Genomic DNA, 24,757 nt, shown 5'->3' on the forward strand with positions numbered 1-24,757 from the left:
TGAACGAGGTCGCGGAGTTCGGCACCATCCAACAATCATGATGAGGTCTGACATGTCCTTGAACGACTTCAGTCCTGCCGACTCCTGGTGGAGCAATGCGGTGGTCTACCAGATCTACCCGCGCAGCTTCGCCGACTCCAACGCGGACGGCATCGGGGATCTGCCAGGCATCATCCAGCGCCTCGACCACCTTGCCCGGCTCGGCGTCGACGTGCTGTGGCTCTCGCCGGTCTGTCCCTCCCCGCACGACGACAACGGCTACGACATCAGCGACTACCAGGACATCGACCCGCTCTTCGGCTCCCTGGACGACTTCGACCGGCTGCTCGCCGCCGTCCACGAGCGCGGCATGAAGCTCGTCATGGACCTCGTGGTCAACCACACCTCCGACGAACACCCCTGGTTCACCGGCTCACGCGACGCAGGACCGGGCGGGCCCAAGAGGGACTGGTACATCTGGCGCCCGGCCCGCCCGGGCATGGAGCCCGGCACCCCCGGCGCCGAGCCCAACAACTGGCAGTCCTTCTTCTCCGGCCCGAGCTGGACGTACGACGAGGAGAGCGGCGAGTACTACCTGCACCTGTTCTCCCGCAAGCAGCCCGACCTCAACTGGGAGAACCCGGAGGTCCGGCAGGCCGTCCACACGATGATGCGCTGGTGGCTGGAGCGTGGTGTCGACGGCTTCCGCATGGATGTCATCAACCTCATCTCCAAGGACCCGGCCCTGCCCGACGGACACATGGTCGAAGGATCCCGGTACGGCGACGGCAGCCCGTACTACATCTGCGGCCCGCGCATTCACGAGTACCTGGCCGAGATGCACCGCGAGGTCTTCGCCGGTCACCCCCGCCGGCTGCTGACCGTCGGCGAGATGCCCGGCGTGACCATCGAAGAGGCCAAGCTGTTCACCGACCCACAGCGCCGCGAACTCGACATGGTCTTCCAGTTCGAACACGTGGGTCTCGACCAGGGCCCCGGCGGCAAGTTCGACGTACGCCCGCTGAAGCTCACCGACCTCAAGGCGAGCCTCGGCCGCTGGCAGACGGGCCTGGCGGAGACCGGCTGGAACAGCTTGTACTGGAACAACCACGACCAGCCGCGCGTGGTGTCCCGCTTCGGCGACGACAGCCCCGCCTACCGCGACCGTTCCGCCAAACTCCTGGCCACCGTGCTGCACCTGCACCGGGGTACCCCGTACGTCTACCAGGGCGAAGAACTGGCCATGGCCAACACCGCGTTCACCACCGTCGACGACTTCCGCGACATCGAATCGCTGAACCACTACCGCGACCGGATCGCCTTGGGTGCCGACGAGGAGCAGATCCTGGCCGGCCTGCGTCACCGCAGCCGCGACAACGCGCGCACCCCCATGCAGTGGGACGCCACCGAGCACGCCGGGTTCACCGCGGGCACACCGTGGATGGCAGTGAACCCCGACCACACCACGGTCAACGCCAAGGCCCAGTTCGCCGACCCGGACTCCGTCTTCCACTACTACCGGCGCCTGATCGCCCTGCGGCACACCGAACCCGCCCTCACCGACGGCGACTTCCGGATGCTGTACCCCGAGGACGAGCAGGTCTACGCCTTCACGCGACACGACCGGGGTCGCGGCACCGACCTGCTCGTCCTGGCCAACTTCAGCGGCGACGACCGTACTGTCACCCTGCCCGAAGGCTGGGCGAACACCGAGACGCTCATCGCCAATGTCCCGGACGCCGCCCCTCTCGCGGCCTCGCACACCCTGCAGCCGTGGGAAGCGCGCGTCCACCGCCGCCGCCGCACCGCCTGCCCCTTGCCGGGCGCCGACGCCGCCCCAGGGCCGTGACCGGACATTTCGCGGACCATCCGGTCCGTGTCGCTGTTGGGCCGAACGGGTGAGGCGCGGGAAGATGGCCGGATGCAGACACAGCACGTGAGCGGGGTGGTCCGGTGAGCAGGTACGACGTCACCGACGAACAGTGGGCCGGGCTCGCTCAAGTGGTGCCACTGCGCAGCAGGAACGAGTGGCCCTCCAGAGTCGATCACCGCACCATGCCGCAGGAAGAGGCGGCCGCCGAGCAGCGGCGGATGATCGTGCTGCGCGTGCAGGTCTTCTCCGACGCGCGCGAGGTCGCGGAGTACCTGATCGCGCAGGTACCGGTGCTCCTGGACCTGACGGCGGCGGACACCGATGTGGCCAAACGCATCCTCGACTTCAGCAGCGGTGTCGTCTTCGGTCTCGGCAGCGGCATGCACCGGGTCGACCGGAACGTCTTCCTGCTGTCGCCCGCCGGCATGGAGGTCGAGGGGGCCGAGGCGGCCGCCGTCGTCCCCCAAACGTAGGAAGGTTCTTCCGGTGTAACGGTTCGTCAGCGGAAGTGCCGCATACCGTCCGGGCATGACTGTGCTCACTCCGGGGACGAGCCCCGGACCTCCCGCCGGTGACCGTGGCGTCCCCACGGTCACCGAGGTGCGGATCTCGGCCTTCAGATCGCACCGCGGCGCGGTCTTCCCGCTCGGTCCGGTGACGCTGTTCGCGGGCCCCAGCGGCAGCGGCAAGACGAGCGTCCTGGAGGTGTACGACGCGCTGTCCCGCCTGGCCGGTGGCGCCGAACTGGGTGCGGTGTTCCGCGACCCGGGGGGATGCGTGCCGGAGCGGGCGGGGCCGGACGCCGAGGGCCGGCGGGGCTTCAGGATCGGCTGCACCGTCGAAGGGCCCGCCGGGCCGGTGCGCCTCGATCTCGCCGTACAGGCGGAACCCGAACTGCGCATCGTCGGCGAGCGGCTGACCTGCGAGGGGCAGACGCTGCTGAGCACGGCGCTGCGTGATCCGGGGCGCAGCACGGTCCAGGCGGCCTGGCACACGGCGGGCACCGCTCCGGTGACGCGGGCGCCGCTGCCCGACGACCTGCTGGGTACGGCGCTGCTGCCGCTGCGCGTGGCGGGCAAGACGGCGGGGCAGCTGCGGGTACTGGCGGCCGCGGAACAGGTGGTGCTCGCGCTGCGTTCGGTGTTCGCGTGCGATCCGCTGCCTTCGCGCATGCGGGAACCGGTCGCGCTGGGCGACGCACGGCTGCGGCGCGGCTGCGACAACCTCGCCGGCGTGCTGTGGCGTACGCAGCATCAGTGCGCGAAGCGTCATGCGCGGCTGGCGGCGATGGCGCGGGCGGGGTGCGCCGGCCCGGTGGAGGCGCTGACCGCTGAGGAGCTCGCGGACGGGAGGGTACGGGCGCTGGTGGGCCGGGGCGGCCCGTCGGCCACGCCCCTGGGGCGGCTCGGGGACGGTGAGCTGAGGTATCTGGCCCTTGCGCTGGTGCTGCTGACCGGGCCGGGGGTGCTGGCCATGGACCCGGTCGCCGAAGTGCCCGCCGCGATGCAGGCGCTGACGGTCCTCGCGGACGGCTTCGACCGGTCCATGGACGGGCGCCAGACGCGGGAGCTCCTGGCGCTGGCCGCCTCCGTCTGCGCCGAGCGGCACATCAGGCTGGTCGGGACGGTCACGGACACCTCCGCGTCGTACGCCCGTGGGGTGGACGGGGTGGCGGTGGTAGACCTGGGCCCGTGACTGAACTGGATGTAGCGGCACTGCAGCGTCGGCTGGCCGAATTCGCGGCGGCGCGGGGGTGGGAGCCGTACCACACGCCGAAGAACCTGGCCGTGGCGCTGAGCGTGGAGGCGTCCGAGCTGGTGGAGATCTTCCAGTGGCTGACGCCCGAGGAGTCGGCACGGGTGATGGAGGATCCGAACACCGCGCACCGGGTGACGGACGAGGTCGCTGATGTCCTCGCGTACTTGCTGCAGTTCAGTGAGGTGCTCGGGATCGATGTGCTGGCGGCGCTGGCGGCCAAGATCGACCGGAACGAGCTGCGCTTCCCGGTGCCGAAAAGCAAGGATCGTCACTCTCCGGAGTGATGAATTTATCCGAAACCGCTTTTCTGTCCACAGATTTCGCCATAGCCCTGGCTTTCCGGGCCCCAAGCCCTCACTCTGGGTAGTGGACGGGTGAACGGTACGCGAAAGAAGCGGGCCATCGTGAGGACGGGGGGCGGCGCATGGACGCGGTGAGGCTTATCGGGCAGAGCCGGCACGCACTCGCGCGGAGCCGGGCGGCACGGGACATTCTGGCGGAGGCCTGGCAGGCACAGGCCCTGACCCAGGCGATCGGCGGGCAGTTGGTGCTGACCGGTCCGGCGGAGCTGAGAGGTGAGGCGCGCGGGCTGAGCGAGACGGGCGGGCGGGGCTGCGGGGTGCTCGACATCCCGGCGCTGTGGGCGGGCGGGGCGGACGACGTGGGCGGGCCGCCTCCGGACGCCCGGCCGCGAGCGGCGCAGCTCTCCCAGGTGGCGGACGCGCGGGCGGCGTTGATCGGGCTGGGCGCGCTTCTCGGGGAGGTGGGAATCGCGCTCGTCGGGGTCGCGTGCGCCACCGACGAGGAGGCCCTCTACTGGCAGTGCATCGAGGGCATAGACGCCGCCGACGAGTCGAGCGACCGGGTGCGCGGGATATTACGCCGGCTCACGGTGCGGGAGCAGGACAGGCAGCGCAGCGCTGCTCGCGACTCGGCGGCGGGGCCGTCATGAGGCCGTCGGCCGCTGGTGCCTGCGACGCCGTCGCCCGTGGCGGCCGGTCCCTCTGCGGGGGCGGACCGTCGGCGTGGGCCGGATGTGCGAGGTGGGGTTGAGGGCACTCCCGCGGTGCAGGATGGAGGTATGGATCTTCGAATCTTCACCGAGCCCCAGCAAGGGGCGAGCTACGACACCCTGCTCACCGTCGCCAAGGCCGCCGAGGACCTCGGCTTCGATGCCTTCTACCGCTCGGACCACTATCTGCGCATGGGTTCGGGTGACGGCCTTCCCGGGCCGACCGACGCCTGGATCACGCTGGCGGGGCTCGCCCGGGAGACCAAGCGGATCCGGCTCGGCACGCTGATGACCGCGGGCACCTTCCGGCTGCCGGGCGTGCTGGCCATTCAGGTCGCGCAGGTCGACCAGATGTCGGGCGGACGGGTCGAACTGGGCCTGGGGGCAGGTTGGTTCGAGGAGGAGCACCGGGCGTACGGGATCCCGTTCCCGAAGGAGAAGTTCGGCCGGCTCGAGGAGCAGCTGGCCATCGTCACCGGGCTGTGGGCGACGGAGACCGGCAGGACGTTCAGCTACGACGGGACGTACTACCAGCTGACGGACTCACCTGCCCTGCCCAAGCCCGCGCAGGCCAAGGTACCGGTGCTGGTCGGCGGGCACGGCGCGGTCCGTACGCCCCGGCTGGCCGCGCAGTACGCCGACGAGTTCAACATCCCGTTCGCCTCGCTGGAGGACAGCGAGCGGCAGTTCGGGCGGGTCAGGGCGGCGGCGGAGAAGGTGGGCCGCAAGGCGGACGACCTGGTGTACTCCAACGCTCTGGTGGCGTGCGTCGGGAAGGACGACGCGGAGGTGGCCCGCCGGGCGGCGGCCATCGGGCGGGACGTGGAGGAGCTCAAGGCGAACGGGCTGGCGGGCTCGCCCGCCGAGGTGGTCGACAAGATCGGCCAGTACGCCGCGATCGGTGCCTCGCGGATCTATCTCCAGATGCTGGACCTGGACGATCTCGAACACCTGGAGCTGATCTCCTCGCAGGTCCAGTCCCAGCTGAACTGAGAAGTGCTGACGTGCAGTGAAGGAGGCTTGCCGTGAAACCCGCCCGCCCGCTTGTCGCCGCACTCGGGGCCGACGCTCCGGGGCCCGTCGTTCTTGACGGCGGTCTGTCCAATCAACTGGAGGCGCAGGGCTGCGACCTGTCCGACGCGCTCTGGTCGGCGCGGCTGCTGGCCGACGGTCCGCAGCAGATCGCGGCGGCGCACGCGGCGTATGTGCGGGCGGGCGCACAGGTGTTGATCACCGCGAGCTACCAGGCGACGTTCGAGGGCTTCGCGCGGCGGGGTCTGGGCCCCGGCAAGACCGCGGAGCTGCTGGGACGCAGCGTCGAACTGGCGCGTGCGGCGGGGGAGTCCGTGGACCGGGAGGTCTGGGTGGCGGCCTCGGTCGGGCCGTACGGGGCGATGCTCGCCGACGGCAGCGAGTACCGGGGGAGGTACGGGCTCTCGGTGCGGGAGCTGGAGCACTTCCACCGGCCGCGCGTCGAAGCGCTCGTCGCCGCTGCGCCCGATGTGCTGGCGCTGGAGACGGTGCCGGACACCGATGAGGCCGAGGCGCTGCTGCGGGCCGTCGAGGGCACCGGGATGCCGGTCTGGCTCTCGTACAGCATCGTGGGCGGACGAACCCGGGCCGGTCAGCCGCTGGACGCGGCCTTCGCTCTCGCCGCGGGCAACGACCAGGTGATCGCCGTGGGCGTCAACTGCTGTGAGCCGCGCGACGCGGACGCGGCGGTGGAGCTCGCCGCCTCGGTGTCCGGGAAACCGGTCGTCGTCTATCCGAACAGCGGTGAGCGGTGGGACGCGGAGGCGAGGCGGTGGAGCGGCGGGGGGACGTACGACCCGGAGCGGGTGCGCGAGTGGCGGGCGTCGGGGGCCCGGCTGGTGGGGGGCTGCTGCCGGGTCGGGCCCGGCGAGATCGCCGAGCTGGCCCGGCTGGCCGGTCCGGTTGCTTAAACCCCTGGTCCAGGACGGGCCGGGCCGACGATACTCGGACGTGTGTTCCTGACGATCAGTACTACCGGCAATCAGGAGCGTCCCGCGACCGACCTCGGCTTTCTGCTGCACAAGCACCCCGACAAGGCGCAGACGTTCTCCACTTCCCACGGCACGGCGCACGTCCTCTACCCCGAGGCGTCCATCGAGCGGTGCACCGCCGCGCTCCTGCTGGAGGTGGATCCGGTGGCGCTCGTGCGGCGCGGCAAGGGCAAGGGGCGCGGCGGCTCGCCCGATTCCGCGCTCGCGCAGTACGTCAACGACCGGCCGTACGCCGCGTCGTCGCTGCTGGCCGTCGCCCTGAGCGCGGTGTTCAAGAGTGCCCTGCAGGGCGTGTGCAACGCGCGCCCCGAGCGTGCCGCGGCGCCCCTGCCGCTGCGCGTCGAGGTGCCCGCGCTGCCTGCCCGGGGCGGCGCCGAACTGGTGACGAAGCTGTTCGCGCCGCTGGGCTGGACGACCGTGCGGGCCGAGCCGGTGCCGCTGGACGAGCAGTTCCCGGAGTGGGGCGACTCGCGGTACGTACAACTCGTGCTGGAGGGCGAGCTGCGGCTCTCCGACGCCCTGCGACAGCTGTATGTCCTGCTGCCGGTCCTGGACGACGCGAAGCACTACTGGGTCGCGCCCGACGAGGTGGACAAGCTGCTGCGGGCCGGCGAGGGCTGGCTGGCCGAGCACCCCGAGCAGAAGCTGATCACCAGCCGCTACCTGTCGCGCCGCTGGAGCCTTACCCGGCAGGCCATGGAGCGCCTCGAACTGGTGCGTCTGGCCGAGGCCGACGACCTGGAGGTCGAGGAGATAGACAACGCCGTCGACGAGACGACGGACACCGAGGAGCGGCCCGTGCCGCTCGCCGCGCAGCGCCGGGACGCGATCCTCCGGGCGCTCGGCGCGGCCGGGGCGAGCCGGGTGCTCGACCTGGGCTGCGGGCAGGGCCAGTTGGTGCAGGCGCTGCTCAAGGACGTGAAGTTCACCGAGATCGTGGGTGTGGACGTGTCCATGCGCGCGCTCACCATCGCCTCGCGCCGGCTCAAGCTCGACCGGATGGGCGAGCGGCAGGCCGAGCGCGTGAAGCTGATGCAGGGCTCGCTCACGTACACCGACAAGCGGCTCACGGGGTACGACGCCGCCGTGCTCAGCGAGGTCATCGAGCACCTCGACCTGCCGAGGCTCCCGGCCCTGGAGTACGCCGTGTTCGGCTCGGCGCGCCCACGGACCGTCCTCGTGACGACGCCGAACGTCGAGTACAACGTGCGCTGGGAGACCCTGCCCGCAGGGCATGTACGGCACGGCGACCACCGCTTCGAGTGGACGCGCGAGGAGTTCCGCGGCTGGGCGGAGCGGGTGGCCGAACGGCATGGTTACGGCGTCGAGTTCGTGGCCGTCGGGCCCGAGGACCCGGAGGTGGGCCCGCCCACCCAGATGGCTGTGTTCACCATGATCGCCCAGGACAAGCAGGACAAGCAGGCCAGGCAGGCCGGGCACGCCGGGCAGGACAAGAAGGAGGCGAAAGCCGCATGAGCACCACCACCCGCACGCTTCCCGTCACCGACCTGTCCCTCGTGGTCCTGGTCGGTGCCACCGGATCCGGCAAGTCCACTTTCGCCCGTCGGCACTTCAAGCCCACCGAAATCATCTCCTCCGACTTCTGCCGAGGCCTCGTCGCCGACGACGAGAACGACCAGAGCGCGAGCCGCGACGCCTTCGACGTCCTGCACTACATCGCGGGCAAGCGGCTGGAGGCCGGTCGGCTCACCGTCGTCGACGCGACCAATGTGCAGCCGGAGAGCAGGAAGCAGCTCGTCCAGCTGGCCAGGAAGTACGACGTACTGCCGATCGCGATCGTGCTCGACCTGCCGGAAGAGGTGTGCGCGGAGCGCAACGCCGTACGCCCCGACCGGGCCGGGATGCCGCGCCACGTCATCCAGCGGCACCGGCGCGAGCTGCGCCGTTCGCTGCGGAGCCTGGAGCGCGAGGGCTTCCGCAAGGTGCACGTCCTGCGCAGCGTCGAGGAGGTCGACGCCGCCGAAGTGGTGCTGGAACGCCGCTACAACGACCTCACCCACCTCACTGGCCCCTTCGACATCATCGGCGACATCCACGGCTGCCGTTCCGAGCTGGAGACCCTGCTCGGCAAGCTCGGTTACGTCGACGGTTCGCACCCCGAGGGGCGTACGGCCGTCTTCGTCGGCGACCTCGTCGACCGCGGCCCCGACAGCCCCGGCGTACTGCGCCGGGTGATGGGCATGGTGGCCTCCGGCGACGCGCTGTGCGTGCCTGGGAACCATGAGAACAAGCTCGGCCGTTACCTCAAGGGCAGGAACGTCCAGCACACGCACGGACTCGCCGAGACCATCGAGCAGTTGGAGAAGGAGGACGACACCTTCAAGGAGCAGGTGCGGGAGTTCATCGACGGCCTCGTCAGCCACTACGTCCTCGACGGCGGCAACCTCGTCGTCTGCCACGCGGGTCTGCCCGAGAAGTACCACGGCCGCACCTCGGGCCGGGTCCGCTCGCACGCGCTGTACGGCGACACGACCGGCGAGACCGACGAGTTCGGCCTGCCCGTGCGCTACCCGTGGGCCGAGGACTACCGCGGCCGCGCCGCCGTCGTCTACGGCCACACACCCGTGCCCAACACCTCCTGGATCAACAACACCATCTGCCTGGACACCGGCGCGGTCTTCGGCGGCAAGATGACGGCCCTGCGCTGGCCGGAGCGTGAGCTCGTCGACGTACCGGCCGAGAAGGTCTGGTACGAGCCGGTGAAGCCCCTCACCACCGAGGCGCCCGGCGGTCACGACGGCCGTCCGCTGGACCTCGCCGACGTGCACGGCCGCCGCGTTGTCGAGACGCGGCACATGGGGCGGGTCGCCGTACGCGAGGAGAACGCGGCGGCGGCGCTCGAAGTGATGAGCCGTTTCGCCGTGGACCCGCGTCTGCTCGCCTACCTGCCGCCGACGATGTCCCCGACCGGTACGTCGCACGTCGACGGCTACCTGGAGCACCCCGCCGAGGCCTTCGCGACGTACAAGGCCGACGGTGTGGGGAGAGTCGTGTGCGAGGAGAAGCACATGGGCTCGCGGGCGGTGGCGCTGGTCTGCCGGGACGCGGACGTGGCGCGCGAGAGGTTCGGCGTGGACGGCCCCACCGGCGTCATCCACACCCGCACCGGCCGCCCCTTCTTCGACGACGAAACAATCACCGAGCTGATCATCGGCCGACTGCGTACCGCCGTCACCGAGGCGGGCCTCTGGGGCGAGCTCCAGACGGACTGGCTGCTTCTCGACGCGGAGCTGATGCCCTGGTCGCTCAAGGCGTCGGGCCTGCTGCGTCATCAGTACGCCGCCGTGGGCGCCGCGGCGCGCTCGGTGTTCCCCGGCGCCCTGGCAGCGCTCGAAGGGGCGGCTGCCCGAGGCGTCGAGGTACGGGGACTGCTCGCGACGCAGCGCGAACGGGCCGCCGACGCCGAGGCGTTCACCGACGCCTACCGGCGCTACTGCTGGCCGACCCAGGGGCTGGAAGGGGTGCGGCTGGCACCCTTCCAGCTGCTCGCCGTCCAGGGGCGTTCGCTCGCGGGCGTACCGCACGACGAACAGCTGGCCTGGCTGGACCGGCTGGTCGAGCACGACCCGACCGCTCTTCTCCAGACCACCCGCAGGCTGATCGTCGACACCGGCGACCCGGCTTCCGTCCAGTCCGGCATCGACTGGTGGCTGGAGATGACCAGCAGGGGCGGCGAGGGCATGGTCGTCAAGCCGGTCGAGGCGCTCGCACGGGACGGGAAGAACCGGCTCGTGCAGCCGGGTATCAAGGTGCGCGGCCGCGAGTATCTGCGGATCATCTACGGTCCCGAATACACGCGCCCCGAGCAGCTCGAAAAGCTGCGGAACCGGTTCCTGGGCCACAAACGCTCGCTCGCCCTGCGCGAGTACGCGCTGGGTCTTGAGGCACTGGACCGGCTGGCCGAGGGCGAGCCGCTGTGGCGGATCCACGAGGCCGTCTTCGCGGTGCTGGCACTGGAGTCCGAGCCGGTCGACCCCCGGCTGTGATCCCGTCGGCGCATGCCGCCCCCGGTGCGAAATGTGATCGCTTCGTACCGGGGGGCGCCATACCGACGCGTGTGCGGCCGAGCTCGGCCAGGATGGAGCCATGGGATTCCATGTCGATTCCGAGACCGGGCGGCTGCGCCGCGTCATACTCCACCGACCGGATCTGGAGCTGAAGCGCCTCACTCCCGGCAACAAGGACGCGCTGCTCTTCGACGACGTGCTGTGGGTGCGCCGCGCACGCCAGGAGCACGACGGATTCGCCGACGTCCTGCGCGACCGGGGCGTCGAGGTACACCTCTTCGGTGATCTGCTGCGCGAGTCGCTGGAGATCACGACGGCCAGGAACCTCGTACTGGACCGGGTCTTCAACGAGAAGGAGTACGGGCCGCTCGCCACCGACCACCTGCGCGAGGCCTTCGACGAGCTGCCCGTGGCGGATCTGGTCGAGGCGCTCGTCGGGGGCATGACGAAGCGCGAGTTCCTGGAGCGCCACTCCGAGCCGACGTCCGTCCGCTTCCACGTCATGGACCTGGACGACTTCCTGATCGAGCCGCTGCCGAACCATCTCTTCACCCGGGACACCTCGGCCTGGATCTACGACGGTGTGTCCATCAACGCGATGCGCTGGCCGGCCCGGCAGCGCGAGACCGTCCACTTCGAGGCGATCTACAAGCACCATCCGCTCTTCAAGAGCCCGCAGGCGGGTGCCTTCCACCACTGGTCGGAGGGCCAGCACGACTACCCCTCCACCATCGAGGGCGGCGACGTCCTGGTCATCGGGAACGGCGCCGTCCTGATCGGGATGAGCGAGCGCACCACCCCGCAGGCCGTGGAGATGCTCGCCCGCGGGCTCTTCGAGGCAGGCTCGGCCACCACCATCGTGGCACTCGACATGCCCAAGCACCGGGCGTTCATGCACCTCGACACCGTGATGACCATGGTCGATGGCGAGACCTTCACGCAGTACGCCGGGCTCGGCATGCTCCGCTCGTACACCATCGAACCGGGCGTCGGCGAGCGCGAGTTGAAGGTCACCGACCACCCTCCGGAGCACATGCACCGGGCCATAGCGGCCGCGCTGGGCCTCGACGGCATCCGGGTGCTGACCGCCGTCCAGGACGTGCACGCGGCGCAGCGCGAGCAGTGGGACGACGGCTGCAATGTGCTGGCGGTCGAGCCCGGCGTCGTCGTGGCCTACGAGCGCAACGTCACCACCAACACCCACCTGCGCAAGGAGGGCATCGAGGTCATCGAGATCAAGGGCAGCGAACTGGGCAGGGGACGGGGTGGCCCCCGGTGCATGAGCTGCCCGGTCGAACGCGACGCTGTATAGTGATGCGTTCATACGCATATACTTCCATCACTCGCCCCGCATGCATACGCGACCGACCCAGGAGCAGCCACCATGGCGACAGACCTCGTAGGCCGCCACCTCCTCAAGGAGCTGGACTTCACCGCCGAGGAGTTCCGCGGCCTGATCGACCTCGCCGCCGAGCTCAAGGCCGCCAAGAAGGCCGGCACCGAGGTGCCGCGGCTGCGCGGCAAGAACATCGCGCTGATCTTCGAGAAGACCTCCACCCGCACGCGCTGCTCGTTCGAGGTCGCCGCCGCCGACCAGGGTGCGTCGACGACGTACCTCGACCCCTCCGGCTCGCAGATGGGGCACAAGGAGTCGGTGAAGGACACGGCGCGGGTGCTGGGCCGGATGTTCGACGGGATCGAGTACCGCGGGGACAGTCAGGCCGCCGTCGAGGAGCTGGCCGCGTACGCCGGCGTCCCCGTCTTCAACGGGCTCACCGACGACTGGCACCCCACCCAGATGCTCGCCGACGTACTCACCATGACCGAGCACTGCGCCAAGCCCCTGGAGCGGATGGCTTTCGCCTATCTGGGTGACGCCCGCTTCAACATGGGCAACTCCTACCTGGTCACCGGCGCCCTGCTCGGCATGGACGTACGCATCGTCGCGCCCAAGGCGTACTGGCCGGCCGAGGAGATCGTCGCGCAGGCCCGCAAGGCCGCCGAACTGAGCGGCGCGCGCGTCACCCTCACCGAGGACGTCGCCGAAGGCGTCCTGGGCGCCGACTTCGTCGCCACCGACGTCTGGGTGTCGATGGGGGAGCCCAAGGAGGTCTGGGGCGAGCGCATCGAGGCCCTCGCTCCGTACGCCGTGACCATGGACGTACTGCGCGCCACCGGAAACGCGGACGTGAAGTTCCTGCACTGCCTGCCGGCCTTCCACGACCTCGGCACCAAGGTCGGCCGCGAGATCCACGAGCGGTACGGCCTCACGGAACTGGAAGTCACCGACGAGGTCTTCGAATCGGCGCACTCGGTCGTCTTCGACGAGGCCGAGAACCGCATGCACACGATCAAGGCGGTGCTGGTCGCCACCCTGGCGGGGGGCGGCGGCGACGCCGAGTAGCTCCGCCCCGTCGGTACGGGGCGGGCCGCGGTCGTGCGCCTCGGTCTGGTGGCCGGTCTCGGGCGCCCCCCCGTGGCGGTGTCCGCGCGAGCCTCGGTCGCCGGATGACCGCGATGGTGTGCGGCAAAGGCGACGCGCCACGAGCGGGGGACACCGCATCCTGCGGCGTAATGCATGCCTCGGCCGGTATCGCGTCCTCATGACGACAGTCACATAGGGGTGATACCTTCGAGTGGCAGGCACCTGCCGCACGGTTGAAGGAGGCCCCGCCCCCATGAGCCCCTTTCCCAGCTCAGCACCGCGCACGCAGCAGTGGCACCACCTGCGGCTGACCATCGAGGACGGCGTCGCCACCGTCACCCTCGCCCGGCCGGAGAAACTCAACGCCCTCACCTTCGGCGCGTACGCCGATCTGCGCGACCTCCTCGCCGAGCTGGCCCGCGAGCGCGCCGTGCGCGCCCTCGTCCTCGGCGGCGAGGGCCGCGGGTTCTGCTCCGGCGGCGACGTCGACGAGATCATCGGCGCCACACTCGCCATGGACACCGCCCAGCTCCTCGACTTCAACCGGATGACCGGGCAGGTCGTACGGGCGCTGCGCGAATGCCCCTTCCCCGTGATCGCCGCCGTGCACGGGGTGGCCGCGGGCGCGGGCGCCGTCCTGGCCCTCGCCGCCGACTTCCGGATCGCCGACCCCTCCGCCCGCTTCGCCTTCCTCTTCACCAAGGTCGGCCTGTCGGGCGGCGACATGGGCGCGGCGTATCTGCTGCCGCGTGTCGTCGGGCTCGGGCACGCGACGAGGCTGCTGATGCTCGGCGAGCCGGTGCGGGCCCCCGAGGCGGAGCGGATCGGCCTGATCAGCGAGATGACGGACGAGGGGCTGGCCGACGCCCGCGCCGCCGAGCTGGCCCGCCGCCTGGCCGACGGCCCGGCCCTGGCGTACGCCCAGACGAAAGCGCTGCTCACCGCCGAGCTCGACATGCCGCTCGCCGCGGCCGTCGAACTGGACGCCGCCACGCAGGCGCTGCTGATGAACGGCGACGACTACGCGGAGTTCCACGCGGCGTTCACCGAGAAGCGCGTCCCGAAGTGGCGGGGGCGTTAGCGATGCGGCGCACGCACGGACAGGACCCCGAACAGGACCCCGAACAGGGCCCCGAACCGGGCCCCGATCAAAACACCGGACAGGGCCTCGATTCCCGGCAGCCCGGCGAGTCTCCGCAGGTCTCCCGGCCGTTGCGGGTCGCGGTTGTCGGTGGTGGGCCGGGTGGGCTCTACGCCGCCGCGCTTCTCAAACGGCTCGATCCCGCACGCGAGATAACCGTCTGGGAACGAGGCGCCCCCGATGACACCTTCGGCTTCGGGGTCGTCCTCTCCGACGAGACCCTCGGCGGCATCCAGCACGCCGACCCCGTCGTCTACCGCGCGCTCCAGGAGGAGTTCGTGCGGTGGGACGACATCGACATCGTCCACCGCGGCCTGACCCTGACCTCCGGCGGCCACGGTTTCGCCGCCCTCGGCCGCCGCCGGCTCCTGGAGGTCCTGCACGAGCGCTGCCGCTCGCTCGGCGTCGGCCTGCGCGTCCGCGAGGAAGCACCGCCCGCCGCCGAGCTCTCCGCGGCGTACGACCTCGTCATCGCCGCCGACGGCGTGCACAGCCTCACCCGCGCGGCGTACGCCGATGTCTTCGGCCCCCGCATCACCACTCACCGCTGCCGCTACATCTGGCTCGCCGCCGACTTCGCCTTCGACGCCTTCCGCTTCGAGATCGCGGAGACCGAACACGGCGTCATGCAACTGCACGGCTACCCCTACGCGAAGAACGCGTCGACCGTCATCGTCGAGATGCGCGAGGAGGTGTGGCGGGCCGCCGGTCTCGACCGCTGCGACGAGACCGAATCGACCGAGCGCTGCGCCAGAATCTTCGCCGACGCGCTGGGCGGGCGGGCCCTGCGCGGCAACGCTGTGTCTTCTGGGGGGATGCCCCCCAGGCCCCCCTCGTCCTGGATCGCGTTCCGTACCGTCGTCAACGACCGCTGGAGTTACGGCAATACGGTCCTGCTCGGTGACGCCGCCCACACCGCCCACTTCTCCATCGGCTCGGGAACCAAGCTCGCCGTCGAGGACGCCCTGGCGCTGGCCGCGTGCATCGAGGAGCAGCCCGGCCTGCCGGCCGCCCTCGCCGCGTACGAGAGTGAGCGCCGCCCCGTAGTAGCGTCCACGCAGCGCGCGGCCGCCGCCAGCCTGCGCTGGTTCGAGGAGCTCGCCACGTATCTCGACCAGCCGCCACGGCAGTTCGCCTTCAACCTGCTCACCCGGAGCCGACGCGTCACCCACGACAACCTGCGGCTGCGCGACCCCGGTTTCACCGGCGCCGTCGAGGAGGAGTTCGGCTGCCCGTCCGGTACGCCGCCGATGTTCACTCCCTTCCGGCTGCGCGGCCTGACCCTGCGCAACCGGGTCGTTGTCTCACCCATGGACATGTACTCGGCGGTCGACGGCGTACCCGGTGACTTCCACCTCGTCCACCTGGGCGCACGTGCCCTCGGGGGAGCGGGGCTGGTCATGACCGAGATGGTGTGCGTCAGTCCGGAGGGCCGCATCACCCCCGGCTGCGCCGGCCTCTACTCCGCCGAACAGGCCGCCGCGTGGCGTCGGGTGACTGATTTCGTCCACGAACAGTCACCGGGTGCGGCCGTCGGTGTGCAGCTCGGGCACTCGGGGCGCAAGGGCTCGACGCGGCTGATGTGGGACGGCATCGACCAGCCGCTGGAGGACGGGAACTGGCCCGTCGCGGCCGCGTCCGCGCTGCCGTACCGGGCCGGCGTCAACCAGGTGCCGCGCGAGCTCGACGTGGACGGACTCGCCCGTATCCGCGAACAGTTCGTGTCGGCGGCGAGGCGCGCGGCCGACTGCGGCTTCGACCTCCTCGAACTGCACTGCGCACACGGCTACTTGCTCTCCGGCTTCCTCTCCCCTCTCACCAACCAACGGACGGATGGCTACGGCGGTTCCCTCGCCGGGCGGCTGCGGTTCCCCCTGGAGGTCTTCGACGCGGTACGCGGCGTCTGGCCGGACGACAGGCCAATGACCGTCCGGATCTCGGCCACGGACTGGGCGCAGGGCGGTACGACGGTCGAGGACGCGATCGAGATCGCGCGCGCGTTCGCCGCGCGCGGGGCCGACGCGATCGACGTGTCGACCGGGCAGGTCGTCGCGGACGAGGCGCCTGAGTACGGGCGTTCCTACCAGGCGCCGTACGCGGACCGCATCCGTAACGTGCTGGGTGTGCCGGTGATCGCGGTGGGTGCGATCTCGTCCTGGGACGACGTGAATTCGCTGCTGCTGGCGGGGCGTGCGGATCTTTGCGCGCTGGCGCGTCCGCACCTGTACGACCCGCACTGGACGCTGCACGCGGCGGCCGAGCAGGGGTACGCGGGACCGGGGGCGCGGTGGCCCCTCCCCTACCGCGCGGGGAGCCGCACGCCCCCGACGGGGCAGACCGACGCGCCGAAGCCGCGGCTCAGTCTGGGGTGAGAGGGCCGGCCCTGCGGGACTTTTCCCCACCCCGCCCCTTCCCACTGTGACACTTCGCGGCCCCGCCACGTGAGCGGCGCTGCCCCGAACCCCGGTCCAAGCGCCGGACAGGCTGCAAGGGGTAGGTGGGGTGGGGAAATGGTCCGCCGGAGGCGGCCCCTGTCGGTTACCCCGTCGGTGCGATTTCCACCCGGTCCGCCACCGCGTGGTAGCCGATGCGCTGGTACACGCCGTTGCTCGTCGGGTTCGCGAGGTCGGTGAAGAGCAGTACCTCATCCGCCCCCGCATCCCGCGCAGCTCCGCTCACCGCCGCCGTGACCGCCGCCGCGTACCCGCGCCCCCGCCACCGCGGCGGCGTATAGACCGGCGCCACCCGCACCGTGCCCGCTGCCGGGCGGGAGACGCCTGCCATCGACACCGGGACGCCGTCGTGCTCCCACAGCGTCAGGCCGCCGTACGCGATACGGTCCTCGACCGCCCGCCCGGCGCCGGGGCCGGGATGACCGGCCTCCCGGCGGAAAGCGTCCACCCACTCCGTCAACAGCACCCGGTCGGCCGTAGTCGCCACTCGCGCGCGGCCCGGCGGCGCGGGGTCCGGCGGGGTCAACTCGGCGAGTCTGTACAGGCGTTGCTCGGTCACGGTCGTGGCTTCCACGCCCGTACGCCGCCACTCCGCCGCCAGCGCCCGCGCCGTGCCCCGCTCCGCGCTGACCGCCGGGCCGCCGAGCCCGACGCACGCCTGGGCCAGCGGCCCCACCGCCTCCGCCGGTACGGTCCCCACCAGCACCGCATGCGGCGGCGTCCACAGCAGCGCCCCCTCCACGCCGCCGTCCGCGCCACGCCACCAGCCGTACCGCGGGGTGCCTTCGCCGTACGCGTCGCGGCCACGCCGCCGCAGCGTGTCTGCGACGGTCAGCAGCAGCGTGTTCTCCACGGGCCGCGCGGCGACGGCGGCGCCCGCGGCGGCCAGGTACTCGTCGAGGTCTTCGGTGAACGTCCAGGTGAAGTTGCGGGTCATGCCACATGCTGCCGCGCGGTGTCCGACCCCGTCACCCGGATTTCCGTACGAACTCCGCCCCCGCGTCCCGCAACCGCGCGTGGAGGTCGGCGAACACCGCCGCCGAGCGTGCGCCGGGCCAGTCCGACGGCAGCAGCTCGGTCGGCAGGCCGGGATCGGCGTACGGGAGGCGGCGCCAGGAGTCGAGCGCCAGGAGGTAGTCCCGGTAGGCGTGCTCCGGGTCCGGCGGCGGTGGGCCGCCGGGCCCCGCCCCAAGCTTCTCCCGCGCCACCCAGGACCGCAGCACCGGCTCGTGCAGGTCGAGGAACTGCTCGTGCTGCTTGGCGATCGCCGTCAGGTCCCACCAGCGCGCCACCGCCTCCTGTGTCGCCGCGAAGCCGAGGTGCTCCCCGCGGAACAGATCGACGTACGGGGAGAGCTGGAGGCGCTCCATCGTGTGGCGGGTCTCCTCGTACAGCCGCGCGGGCGCGATCCATACGCCCGGCGCCGCCGACCCGAAGCCGAGGCGGGCGAGGCGGGAGCGCAGTACGTGCCGCTTGGCGCGTTCGGACTCGGGGACCGAGAAGACCGCGATCACCCAGCCGTCGGACAGACGTGGTGCGGGGTGTTCGTAGATGCGGCGGTCGCCGTCGTCGAGGAGCTGCTGGGCGTCGTCGGACAGCGCGTACCCGGCGGCGCCCTCCGGCGTACGGGCGGCGACGAGCAGGCCGCGGCGTTTGAGCCGGGACACCGACGAGCGCACCGACGGCGCGTCGACTCCGACGGCGGCCAGCAGCCGGATGAGCTCGGCCACCGGCATGGGCTCCCCGCCTCCGCCGGGAGTGCGTCCGTACGCGCCGTAGAGGGAGACGATCAGGGAACGGGGGGTGTGCTGCTCGGCCACGTGATCACTCTACGGCCGTCACTCCGCGCCCGCCCGCAGCCGGAAGCGCTGGAGCTTGCCGGTCGGCGTGCGGGGGAGGGCGTCGAGGAAGACGATGTCGCGCGGGCACTTGTACGGCGCCAGCTCGGCCTTGACGAAGTCGCGCAGCAGGGCCGTGGTCGCCTCGCCACGCACCACCCCGTCGCGCAGCACGGCGTACGCCACGACGACCTGGCCACGCAGTGCGTCGGGCCGGCCCACGACCGCCGCCTCCACCACGTCCGGATGGCGCAGCAGCGCCTCCTCGACCTCGGGGCCCGCGATGTTGTACCCCGCCGAGATGATCATGTCGTCGGCGCGGGCGACGTAGCGGAAGTACCCGTCGGGGTCGCGCACGTACGTGTCGCCGGTGAGGTTCCAGCCGCCGCGCGCGTACTGCGTCTGACGGTCGTCCGCGAGGTAGCGGCAGCCCACCGGACCGCGCACCGCCAGCAGCCCGGGCTCGCCGTCGGGCACCGGCCGGCCCGACGCGTCGACCACCCGCGCCTCCCAGCCCGGCACGGGCACCCCCGTGGTCCCCGGCCTGACCGCCTCGTCCGCCGCCGAGATGAAGATGTGCAGCAGCTCGGTCGCGCCGATGCCGTTGATGAGGCGTAACCCGGTGCGCTCGTACCAGGCCTGCCAGGTCGCGGCGGGCAGATTCTCACCCGCCGAGACGCAGCGGCGCAGGGCGCTCAGGTCGTACCCGCCCAGGTCGTCCAGCATCGCGCGGTACGCCGTCGGCGCGGTGAAGAGCACCGACACCCGGTGCCGGGCCACGGCGGGAAGCAGCTGCTTGGGTCCCGCCTGTTCGAGCAGCAGCGCCGACGCGCCCGCCCGCATCGGGAAGATCACCAGGCCGCCCAGCCCGAAGGTGAAACCCAGCGGTGGACTGCCCGTGAACACGTCGTCGGGCTCCGGTTTGAGCACATGGCGCGAGAAGGTGTCGGCTATGGCCAGCACGTCCCGGTGGAAGTGCATGCAGCCCTTGGGGCGCCCCGTCGTCCCCGAGGTGAAGGCGATCAGCGCGACATCGTCGGCGGACGTCTGCACGGCGGCGTATCGCGACGGCTTGCCGGCCGCCGCCCGCAGCAGGTCGTCGGGTGCGTCACCGCCGTACGCCGTGATGTGCAGGCCCGGCACCTCGGCCTTCACGAGGTCGTCGACGGCCCGTACGTCGCACAGGGCGTGGCCGACCCGCGCGATCTCGCACATGGTCGCCAGCTCGGACGCCCGCTGCTGCGCCAGCACCGTCACCGCCACCGCGCCCGCCTTCATCACCGCGAGCCAGCAGGCCGCCAGCCAGGGTGTGGTGGGCCCGCGCAGCAGGACGCGGTTGCCGGGAACGACGCCCAGGTCGGTGGTGAGGACGTGCGCGATGCGGTCGGCGCGGCCGAGCAGTTCGCCGTACGTCCAGACCTCACCGGCAGCGGTACGGAAGACGGGCCGGTCGGGGCCGAAGCGTTCGACCGTACGGTCCAAGAGCTCCGCCCCGCAGTTGAGCCGGTCGGGATAGCGCAGCTCCGGACGGTCCAAGAGCAGCTGCGGCCACTGATGAGCGGGCGGAAGCTGGTCGCGGGGAAAGGTATCGATGTGCGCTGAGGTCTTCAGCTCCATGACGGGATCGCCCCCTTGTCGCCTCTTGAGCGTATCGTTTGGGTGACGGCAGTCAACGGTTCGCGATAAGAGCGGGGTGCGAGGACATGACGGGATTCGCGCTGGACCCTCAACAGCAGGCGTGGTGCGAGCGACTTCGCACCCTGGCTGCGGACCATCTGCGCCCTCTCGCCGAGAAGGGGGAACGGGGCAGGGTGAACCGCCCGTTGGTCGCCGCCCTCGGGGAACACGGGCTGATTGCCCGTCTGTTCGACTCGGGGGCCCTGGACCTGTGCCTGATGCGTGAATCGCTCGCCCGTGCCTGCACCGAGGCCGAGACCGCCCTCGCCCTGCAAGGGCTCGGAGCAAGTCCCGTGGCCAGGGCGGGCACCGGCGAACAGCGGGCGCGGTGGCTGCCCGAGGTGACCGCGGGGCGTGCGATCGCCGCCTTCGCGCTCAGTGAGCCGGGCGCGGGATCGGACGCCGCGGCGCTGGCGCTCAAGACCGTACCGGAGGGTGACGGATGGCGCCTGTCCGGTGAGAAGCTCTGGATCTCCAACGCGCCGGAGGCCGACTTCTACACCGTGTTCGCCCTGACCACCGAGGGCGCGGGGGCCCGCGGCGTCACCGCGTTCCTGGTCCCCGCCGGCCGCCCCGGCCTGACCGGCACACCGCTCGACATGCTCTCGCCGCACCCCATCGGCGCGCTCGCCTTCGACGGCGTACCCGTCACCCGCGCCGATGTGATCGGCGAGGTGGACCGCGGCTTCCGCGTCGCGATGGATACCCTCAACCTCTTCCGCCCCAGCGTCGGCGCCTTCGCCGTCGGCATGGCGCAGGCCGCCCTCGACGCCGCCCTCGATCACACCGCGAACCGCACCGCCTTCGGCGGGCTGCTCAAGGACCTCCAGTCGGTGGCCCACCAGGTCGCCGAGATGGCGACCCGCACGGAGGCCGCGCGCCTGCTCGTGTACGCCGCCGCCTCCGCGTACGACGCCGGCGCACCCGGTGTCCCGCGCCGCGCGGCGATGGCCAAACTCTTCGCCACCGAGACCGCCCAGTACGTCGTCGACGCCGCGGTCCAGCTGCACGGCGCCCGCGCCCTCCAGCGCGGCCACCTGCTCGAACACCTCTACCGCGAGGTGCGGGCGCCCCGCATCTACGAAGGCGCCACCGAGGTCCAGCGCACGATCATCGCGAAGGAGCTGTACCGATGAGCACGCACCGACCGCACCAGTTGCACCGTGTCAACCCGGCCGAGCTCTCCCCGCCCAGCGGCTTCTCGCACGCGGTCACCGCCACCGGCTCGCAACTGGTCTTCCTGGCGGGGCAGACCGCGCTCGACACGGACGGCAAGGTCGTCGGGGACACGCTCCCCGCCCAGTTCGAGAAGGCGCTCAGCAACCTCCTCACGGCGCTGCACGCCGCCGGGGGCGCCCCCGTCGACCTGGCCCGCGTCACCGTCTACGCCACCGATGTCGCCGAATACCGCGCCCACGCTCCCGAACTCGGCCGCATCTGGAGCCGGCTGGCGGGCCGCGACTACCCCGCCATGGCGGTGATCGGCGCGGTCCGCCTCTGGGACGAGCAGGCCATGGTCGAGCTGGACGGCGTGGCCGTGCTGCCCTGACTGGCGAACTCCTGGAACTCCTCCAGTCGTTGCTCGGAGCACCGGCCGTACGGCTATAGCCTCGCTCCCAGTCGAGAGGGAGGAACGACATGCCCGAGATCGAACTCACCGCGGGGACCATCGCCTACGAGGACACCGGCGGACCGGGCCCAGCCGTCGTCCTCCTCCACGGCCTGGTCCACGACGCGACGGTGTGGCGCAAGGTCGTCGCCGGCCTGCGCGCGGACCACCGCGTGATCGCTCCGACCCTGCCGTACGGCGCGCACCGCACACCCATGCGCCCGGACGTCCCGCTCACGCCGGACTCGGTCAATGACCTCGTCGCGGAGTTCCTCGACCGACTCGATCTGGCGGACGTCATCCTCGTCGAGAATGACTGCGGGCGGGCTCAGACCGTCGCGGCCAAGCACCCCGGACGGCTCGCCGGGCTCGTCCTCACGTCCTGCGAAGCCTTCGACAACTACCCGCCCGGCGTACCCGGCAAGTTGATCGCCCTCGCCTGCAAGGTGCCGGGCGGGATCACCGTCCTCGCCCGTACGCTCGCCCTGCGGCCGCTGCGCCGCCTGCCTGTGGGGCTCGGTGCGCTCACCAAGCGGCCCGTACCCGACGAGATCCTTGACGGCTGGCTGAGGCCGCTCCTGACCGATCCCGCCATCCGCGCCGACTTCCGCCGCTACAACCAGGGCGTACGCAGGACGGAGCTGCTCGAAGCGGTCGACGGAATGCGGAAGTTCGACAAGCCGGCCCCGGTGGTGTGGGCGACGGAGGACCGCATGATGCCGCGTGCCCATGGCCGCAGGCTGGCCGACGTACTGCCGCAGGGACGGCTCGTCGAGATCGAGGACAGCTGCACGCTGATCGCCGAGGACCAGCCAGAGGCGCTGTGCGCGGTCCTGCGGGACTTCATCGCCGAAACGCGCTGAATCCTCCCCTCCGCCGGGCACGGCCGGGTCCGGCGGAGGGAAGGTACGCCGGCGGCTACTTCTTCCCGCTCGCGAGCTTCCCGAAGGTCAGCCCCGTGCCCGCCAGATCCGCTCTGATTCCCTCGCGCTCCACGGTGATGGCGCGCAGTCTGAGATCGCCCGGTGTCCTGGGCAGCCGGAAGGACAGCGACAGCTGCTCGGACAGCTCCGGCGGCCGCAGGTTCAGCAGCGCGCCGATCAGGTCGGGGTCGATGCCGGCCTTCTCCAGCAGCCAGGGGTGGTCCATGACCACGTCGACCAGGTTGAGCTTCATCAGCCGCTGTACGAAACGCGGCGACCCCGTGAGTGCGTTCAGGTCCTTCTCGCTGCGCAGTGCCCGCTCGACCCACTCCTGCGGTACGCCGAGCCGGTCGACCACCGCCGGAACCGCCAGCAGCGCCTTGATGTGCGCGCCTTCACGGCTGATCCGGGCGGCGGCGTCGGGGTGCAGCCGCAGGCCCGAGTGCGCGCGGTCCCTGCCCGGCCGGTAGGTGACAAGGCCCGGTATGTCGAGCCGCATGTGATCGACGGTGGTGGACACCGCCTGGTCGCCGTCGCGGCGTATGTGCGCCAGGGCCTGTACGCGGACCTCGGTGCCGGCGACGGGCAGGGAGCCCGCCACCCGGACCTGGCTGTCGCCGTCCTTGGTGAACGTCGCTTGCGAGGCGCCCAGTTCACGGCCCAGGTCGTCGAAGGACAGCAGTACGTCACCGTCCACGCTGCCGATGACAGCGCCCTGGACCGACGACGGGAGGCTGCCGACGACACGTATGTCCTTGGCGGTGGCCCGTACTTCGGCGAGGGAGACCCGGGCGGCTGCGACGTCGGGAACGCTCACCTCGACCTCGTCGAGGCGCCGGCCGGCGACCTGGGTGAGGAAGGGGAAGCCGTGGATCTCGACCTCGGGCGCCGCCGCGAGCCCGAGCGACTGCTGGAGCGTCTCCTCGGCCTTGTCCTGCGCGTACAGCACCGCGAAGCGGTCGCAGGCCAGCAGGAGGGAGGCGCACACCAGGCCGGTGACAGCCAGTTTCAGTACGACGGGGACAGCGGCCAGCCGGCTCCGGCCGCGGTGGTTGGGCGGCTTCCAGTCGTCGGCATCGTCGGCGTCGTCGGTGATTTCGGCGTCACCGTTCCGGATTCCGGAGGCGAGTCCGAGACCCAGCGGGTCGTCGTCGCCGACGGCCTGCGGGTGGTCGTCACCATCGGCCCAGTCCGGCTCCGGTGGGGCGAGCAGGGCCAGTTCGTCGTAGGGATTGGGCGGATGTGAGGCTATGCGTGTGGGGGGTCGCATCGGATCATCCCACCATGCGAACCGCCCTCGAACGCAAGCTCGATGGACGCTACCTCCATATTTGGCCATGTATATGGCCGGGATCGAGAGACTTCCGATGAACAGCGCCTGGTTCGAACGCCCCAGCCTGGCCGGTCGTTACGTGCGACTGGAGCCGCTGACCACCGACCACGCCGAAGGGCTCTTCGAGGCGCTCAAGGACCCCTCCGTCTGGACATGGCTGTCCAAGAAGCAGCCCGCCGACGCCGCCGGGATGCGGACGATCATCGAGGGGCTGCTGGCGAAACAGGAGCGGGGCGACAGCGTCGCGCTCGCGCAGATCGACGTCGCGACCGGGGAGGTGGCCGGTTCCACCTCGTACTACGAGATCGAGCCCACCGACCGGGGCATCGCCATCGGCTCGACCTGGCTCGGCAGCCGGTTCCAGCGCACCGGCGTCAACACCGAGGCCAAGCTGCTGCTCCTGGGCCGCGCCTTCGACGACCTCGGCGCCCGACGCGTCACCTGGCACACCGACCACCGCAACGAGCGCTCGCAGCGGGCCATCGAACGCCTCGGCGCGCAGCGCGAGGGCGTACTGCGCTGCCACCGGACCAGGCCGGACGGCACCATGCGCGACACCGTCGTCTACTCGATGCTCGCCGACGAGTGGCCGGCCGCCCGGGACGCGCTGCGCGCACGGCTGGAACGGGCCGCGGGGGACGCGGGGCCTGCGGGGTCTGCGGGCGGCGCGGTCAGGTCTTGATC

The 24,757-nt window shown here is 71.3% G+C and carries 21 protein-coding genes; 17 read left to right on the forward strand and 4 right to left on the reverse strand.

What is annotated here, in order from left to right; translation table 11 throughout:
• Positions 1–52 precede the first annotated feature (52 nt).
• From J7E91_RS21145 to J7E91_RS21205, 13 genes are all read left to right on the forward strand, one after another.
• Entirely contained in the window at positions 53–1,828 is a 1,776-nt protein-coding gene (locus J7E91_RS21145; RefSeq protein WP_214907103.1) for an alpha-glucosidase, read from the forward strand.
• A gap of 104 nt (positions 1,829–1,932) precedes the next feature.
• On the forward strand, positions 1,933–2,325 hold the full coding sequence (locus tag J7E91_RS21150; RefSeq protein ID WP_214907105.1) for a cell division protein SepF: 393 nt from the start codon (positions 1,933–1,935) through the stop codon (positions 2,323–2,325).
• A 55-nt stretch (positions 2,326–2,380) separates the two neighbouring features.
• Positions 2,381–3,547, forward strand: coding sequence for an AAA family ATPase (locus tag J7E91_RS21155; RefSeq protein ID WP_214907107.1), 1,167 nt, complete (start codon positions 2,381–2,383; stop codon positions 3,545–3,547).
• Positions 3,544–3,894: a nucleotide pyrophosphohydrolase gene (locus tag J7E91_RS21160; RefSeq protein WP_214907110.1), complete on the forward strand. Its 351-nt coding sequence runs from the start codon at positions 3,544–3,546 to the stop codon at positions 3,892–3,894. The genes J7E91_RS21155 and J7E91_RS21160 overlap by 4 nt, the downstream gene beginning before the upstream one ends.
• A 140-nt stretch (positions 3,895–4,034) precedes the next feature.
• Positions 4,035–4,562, forward strand: coding sequence for a DUF6099 family protein (locus J7E91_RS21165; protein ID WP_214907112.1), 528 nt, complete (start codon positions 4,035–4,037; stop codon positions 4,560–4,562).
• A 129-nt stretch (positions 4,563–4,691) separates the two neighbouring features.
• Positions 4,692–5,615, forward strand: coding sequence for an LLM class F420-dependent oxidoreductase (locus J7E91_RS21170; RefSeq protein ID WP_214907115.1), 924 nt, complete (start codon positions 4,692–4,694; stop codon positions 5,613–5,615).
• Positions 5,616–5,647: 32 nt separating this feature from the next.
• A complete protein-coding gene (mmuM, locus tag J7E91_RS21175) occupies positions 5,648–6,565 on the forward strand; it encodes a homocysteine S-methyltransferase (protein ID WP_214907118.1) in 918 nt (305 codons plus the stop codon).
• 42 nt (positions 6,566–6,607) lie between these two features.
• On the forward strand, positions 6,608–8,122 hold the full coding sequence (locus J7E91_RS21180) for a 3' terminal RNA ribose 2'-O-methyltransferase Hen1 (protein ID WP_214907120.1): 1,515 nt from the start codon (positions 6,608–6,610) through the stop codon (positions 8,120–8,122).
• A complete protein-coding gene (locus J7E91_RS21185; protein ID WP_214907122.1) occupies positions 8,119–10,653 on the forward strand; it encodes a polynucleotide kinase-phosphatase in 2,535 nt (844 codons plus the stop codon). The genes J7E91_RS21180 and J7E91_RS21185 overlap by 4 nt, the downstream gene beginning before the upstream one ends.
• Before the next feature lie 100 nt (positions 10,654–10,753).
• Entirely contained in the window at positions 10,754–11,986 is a 1,233-nt protein-coding gene (locus tag J7E91_RS21190) for an arginine deiminase (protein ID WP_214907124.1), read from the forward strand.
• Positions 11,987–12,058: 72 nt separating this feature from the next.
• Positions 12,059–13,078, forward strand: a complete 1,020-nt coding sequence (gene argF / locus J7E91_RS21195) for an ornithine carbamoyltransferase (RefSeq protein ID WP_214907127.1) — start codon at positions 12,059–12,061, stop codon at positions 13,076–13,078.
• A gap of 274 nt (positions 13,079–13,352) precedes the next feature.
• On the forward strand, positions 13,353–14,180 hold the full coding sequence (locus J7E91_RS21200) for an enoyl-CoA hydratase family protein (protein WP_214907128.1): 828 nt from the start codon (positions 13,353–13,355) through the stop codon (positions 14,178–14,180).
• Positions 14,181–14,182: 2 nt separating this feature from the next.
• Positions 14,183–16,612 carry a bifunctional salicylyl-CoA 5-hydroxylase/oxidoreductase gene (locus J7E91_RS21205; protein ID WP_214907130.1) on the forward strand — a complete coding sequence of 810 codons (2,430 nt, stop codon included), beginning with the start codon at positions 14,183–14,185 and terminating at the stop codon, positions 16,610–16,612.
• A gap of 166 nt (positions 16,613–16,778) precedes the next feature.
• On the opposite strand, the gene J7E91_RS21210 is transcribed toward J7E91_RS21205, so the two are convergent.
• From J7E91_RS21210 to J7E91_RS21220, 3 genes are read right to left on the reverse strand one after another with little or no spacing between them, the layout of a single operon-like run.
• A complete protein-coding gene (locus J7E91_RS21210) occupies positions 16,779–17,630 on the reverse strand; it encodes a GNAT family N-acetyltransferase (RefSeq protein WP_214907136.1) in 852 nt (283 codons plus the stop codon).
• A 31-nt stretch (positions 17,631–17,661) separates the two neighbouring features.
• Positions 17,662–18,513, reverse strand: a complete 852-nt coding sequence (locus J7E91_RS21215; protein ID WP_214907138.1) for a PaaX family transcriptional regulator C-terminal domain-containing protein — start codon at positions 18,511–18,513, stop codon at positions 17,662–17,664.
• Positions 18,514–18,531: 18 nt separating this feature from the next.
• Entirely contained in the window at positions 18,532–20,148 is a 1,617-nt protein-coding gene (locus J7E91_RS21220; protein ID WP_214907140.1) for an AMP-binding protein, read from the reverse strand.
• 86 nt (positions 20,149–20,234) lie between these two features.
• Between J7E91_RS21220 and J7E91_RS21225 the strand changes: the two genes are divergently transcribed.
• From J7E91_RS21225 to J7E91_RS21235, 3 genes are all read left to right on the forward strand, one after another.
• Entirely contained in the window at positions 20,235–21,344 is a 1,110-nt protein-coding gene (locus tag J7E91_RS21225) for an acyl-CoA dehydrogenase family protein (RefSeq protein WP_214907142.1), read from the forward strand.
• On the forward strand, positions 21,341–21,757 hold the full coding sequence (locus tag J7E91_RS21230; RefSeq protein WP_214907144.1) for a RidA family protein: 417 nt from the start codon (positions 21,341–21,343) through the stop codon (positions 21,755–21,757). Before J7E91_RS21225 ends, J7E91_RS21230 begins: the two co-directional genes overlap by 4 nt.
• 89 nt (positions 21,758–21,846) lie before the next feature.
• Positions 21,847–22,680, forward strand: a complete 834-nt coding sequence (locus J7E91_RS21235; protein ID WP_214907145.1) for an alpha/beta fold hydrolase — start codon at positions 21,847–21,849, stop codon at positions 22,678–22,680.
• A 55-nt stretch (positions 22,681–22,735) separates the two neighbouring features.
• Here the strand turns inward: J7E91_RS21235 and J7E91_RS21240 are convergent, their stop codons facing one another.
• On the reverse strand, positions 22,736–24,010 hold the full coding sequence (locus J7E91_RS21240) for a DUF2993 domain-containing protein (protein WP_214907147.1): 1,275 nt from the start codon (positions 24,008–24,010) through the stop codon (positions 22,736–22,738).
• Positions 24,011–24,107: 97 nt separating this feature from the next.
• Here J7E91_RS21240 and J7E91_RS21245 point away from each other — a divergent pair, with 97 nt between their 5' ends.
• Positions 24,108–24,755 carry a GNAT family N-acetyltransferase gene (locus J7E91_RS21245; RefSeq protein ID WP_214907149.1) on the forward strand — a complete coding sequence of 216 codons (648 nt, stop codon included), beginning with the start codon at positions 24,108–24,110 and terminating at the stop codon, positions 24,753–24,755.
• Positions 24,756–24,757 lie beyond the last annotated feature (2 nt).

Origin of the sequence: Streptomyces sp. ISL-99 (assembly GCF_018614005.1) — a bacterium.
In the GTDB taxonomy this organism is placed as follows: domain Bacteria; phylum Actinomycetota; class Actinomycetes; order Streptomycetales; family Streptomycetaceae; genus Streptomyces; species Streptomyces flavidovirens.

What these genes read in the sequence shown, in the direction of transcription:
- J7E91_RS21240 (WP_214907147.1), bottom strand. Translation starts at nt 24,010, where the DNA reads ATGCGACCCCCCACACGCATAGCCTCACATCCGCCCAATCCCTACGAC.
- J7E91_RS21220 (WP_214907140.1), bottom strand. Translation starts at nt 20,148, where the DNA reads ATGGAGCTGAAGACCTCAGCGCACATCGATACCTTTCCCCGCGACCAG.
- J7E91_RS21155 (WP_214907107.1), top strand. Translation starts at nt 2,381, where the DNA reads ATGACTGTGCTCACTCCGGGGACGAGCCCCGGACCTCCCGCCGGTGAC.
- argF (WP_214907127.1), top strand. Translation starts at nt 12,059, where the DNA reads ATGGCGACAGACCTCGTAGGCCGCCACCTCCTCAAGGAGCTGGACTTC.
- J7E91_RS21210 (WP_214907136.1), bottom strand. Translation starts at nt 17,630, where the DNA reads ATGACCCGCAACTTCACCTGGACGTTCACCGAAGACCTCGACGAGTAC.
- J7E91_RS21170 (WP_214907115.1), top strand. Translation starts at nt 4,692, where the DNA reads ATGGATCTTCGAATCTTCACCGAGCCCCAGCAAGGGGCGAGCTACGAC.
- J7E91_RS21245 (WP_214907149.1), top strand. Translation starts at nt 24,108, where the DNA reads ATGAACAGCGCCTGGTTCGAACGCCCCAGCCTGGCCGGTCGTTACGTG.
- J7E91_RS21230 (WP_214907144.1), top strand. Translation starts at nt 21,341, where the DNA reads ATGAGCACGCACCGACCGCACCAGTTGCACCGTGTCAACCCGGCCGAG.
- J7E91_RS21225 (WP_214907142.1), top strand. Translation starts at nt 20,235, where the DNA reads ATGACGGGATTCGCGCTGGACCCTCAACAGCAGGCGTGGTGCGAGCGA.
- J7E91_RS21205 (WP_214907130.1), top strand. Translation starts at nt 14,183, where the DNA reads ATGCGGCGCACGCACGGACAGGACCCCGAACAGGACCCCGAACAGGGC.
- J7E91_RS21185 (WP_214907122.1), top strand. Translation starts at nt 8,119, where the DNA reads ATGAGCACCACCACCCGCACGCTTCCCGTCACCGACCTGTCCCTCGTG.
- J7E91_RS21190 (WP_214907124.1), top strand. Translation starts at nt 10,754, where the DNA reads ATGGGATTCCATGTCGATTCCGAGACCGGGCGGCTGCGCCGCGTCATA.
- J7E91_RS21145 (WP_214907103.1), top strand. Translation starts at nt 53, where the DNA reads ATGTCCTTGAACGACTTCAGTCCTGCCGACTCCTGGTGGAGCAATGCG.
- J7E91_RS21200 (WP_214907128.1), top strand. Translation starts at nt 13,353, where the DNA reads ATGAGCCCCTTTCCCAGCTCAGCACCGCGCACGCAGCAGTGGCACCAC.
- J7E91_RS21165 (WP_214907112.1), top strand. Translation starts at nt 4,035, where the DNA reads ATGGACGCGGTGAGGCTTATCGGGCAGAGCCGGCACGCACTCGCGCGG.
- J7E91_RS21235 (WP_214907145.1), top strand. Translation starts at nt 21,847, where the DNA reads ATGCCCGAGATCGAACTCACCGCGGGGACCATCGCCTACGAGGACACC.